Genomic DNA, 1569 nt, shown 5'->3' with positions numbered 1-1569 from the left:
CGCCCCCGCCGATGATCGCGGGCAGTCCGGTGAGCCGGGCGGCCCGGGGGGCCGGGCGGACCTCGCCGGCCGCCGCGCGGAAGTGGGCGTCGTCCACGGTGTCCGGGCAGCCGGCCGGCTCCTCGCCGCGCAGGGCCCGGAAGAGGTCGGCGATCCACTGCCGCAGGCCGCGCCCGTCGGTGACGATGTGGCTGGCCCGGACGATCAGCCGGGTGGTCCCCGCGTCGCGGACGAGGCCCAGTTCGCAGACGGGGCCGGTGACCACGGACAGGTCGCGGTGGAAGAACGGGTGGTCCGTGGAGGTGCCGGCCGGCAGCTCCACGACCTCGGGGACGGTGCCGGCCGCGCGCCACAGCGCGCCCCGGCGGCGTACCGCGAGGCCCGGACTCGCCTCGGTCGCCACCCGCGCGGCGCGCCGCAGCGCGTCCGGGTCGAGCGTGCCCTCGCCCTCGATCACCATTTGGATGAGCTGCGGGATGCCGGTCGCGGCGGCGTTGAGGTAGCCGCGCTCGATCGGGGAGATGCGGCGGGTGTACGGCCGCACGGCGGTGAGGGTCATTCCTCCTCCAAGTGGTGGAAGCGCACCGGGGCCGGTGCGTCGCAGGCGAGGGCGAGGTGCAGGGGCGGTTCGCCCTCGGCCCGCAGGACGACGGAACGCACCTCGTAGGTCTCGCAGTTCACGGGCCGCCAGCCCGGCCGCCAGGGCGGCAGCCGGATTCCGGCGAAGGTCTCCTTGGTCAGGTGCGAGGCCTTGATGAGCGCCTCGCACTCGGCGAAGTCCCTGATCGTGGCGGGCTCCTCGCGGCCCAGCAGGTCGCCCAGCCAGCGCAGGGCGTGCGGCCGGTCGCGTTCGTCCTGGAGGTCCACGCCGATGACGCGTCCGGCGGGCGCGAAGGCCACCGCGCTGTACGCGGCGACGTGGGCCACCGACGCGGACAGGCCCAGCGCGGGCACCGACCAGCGCTTGAGCCCGTCCCGGGCCAGGTCGGCGGCGGTGATCCGGCGCCCGTACGTGCGGTGTAGCGCCTCGGTGATCAGGGAGCGGCCCGAGGCGGAGAGCCGGTTGCCCATCCGGTCGCGGGGCAGTCCCCGGTGCCGGGAGACCAGAACGTTCACCGTCTCCCCCGCCTCCGCCGGCCCGTCGGGTGCCAGCGTGTACCCGGTGGGTCCGGGGTCGCCGGGCAGACCGATCAGGGCGCCCATCAGGCCTCCGGGTCGATGACGGCCGCCGCGTAGCTGCCGCCGTACGCGAAGCTCGACAGCAGCACCGGGCCGGGGATGCCGTCGCCGGTGAGGGCGGCGACCAGACCGAGGGCGCCCGCGCTGCCGTAGGTCTCGCCGAGCAGCGCCTTGGGGGCCAGGACCGGCCGGCCGTCGAGACCGGTGAGGCGCAGGGCCGCGCGCTGGGCCAGGTCGACCAGCGGGTGGCCGGAGGCGGCCGAGACGACCGTGCCGACGTCCTGCGGGTCGAGTTCCGCCTCGGCGAGCGCGGAGCGCAGGGAGCGTCCCCAGGCCGCGCCGTCCCGGGCGATGCGGCCGATGCCGGCCGGTTCGCCGCCGGCGCCGAAG

At 76.7% G+C, this 1569-nt stretch carries 1 protein-coding gene and 2 pseudogenes; all 3 read right to left on the bottom strand.

Going from position 1 to position 1569, the window contains the following annotated elements; all coding sequences use genetic code 11:
* Positions 1 to 559, bottom strand: a pseudogene (locus MHW47_RS35280) (hypothetical protein); the annotation flags it as partial.
* Positions 556 to 1203: a hypothetical protein gene (locus MHW47_RS35275; RefSeq protein ID WP_239227888.1), complete on the bottom strand. Its 648-nt coding sequence runs from the start codon at positions 1201 to 1203 to the stop codon at positions 556 to 558. The pseudogene MHW47_RS35280 and the gene MHW47_RS35275, both read right to left, overlap by 4 nt.
* Positions 1203 to 1569, bottom strand: a pseudogene (locus MHW47_RS35270) (3-oxoacyl-ACP synthase); the annotation flags it as partial. The pseudogene MHW47_RS35270 and the gene MHW47_RS35275, both read right to left, overlap by 1 nt.

Source organism: Streptomyces sp. OfavH-34-F, assembly GCF_022347745.1.
In the GTDB taxonomy this organism is placed as follows: Bacteria; Actinomycetota; Actinomycetes; order Streptomycetales; family Streptomycetaceae; genus Streptomyces.
This window is presented reverse-complemented; position numbering and strand designations above follow the sequence as displayed.

Bases quoted from the DNA above. Each gene is read 5' to 3' on its own strand.
- MHW47_RS35275 (WP_239227888.1), bottom strand. From the start codon at position 1,203: ATGGGCGCCCTGATCGGTCTGCCCGGCGACCCCGGACCCACCGGGTAC.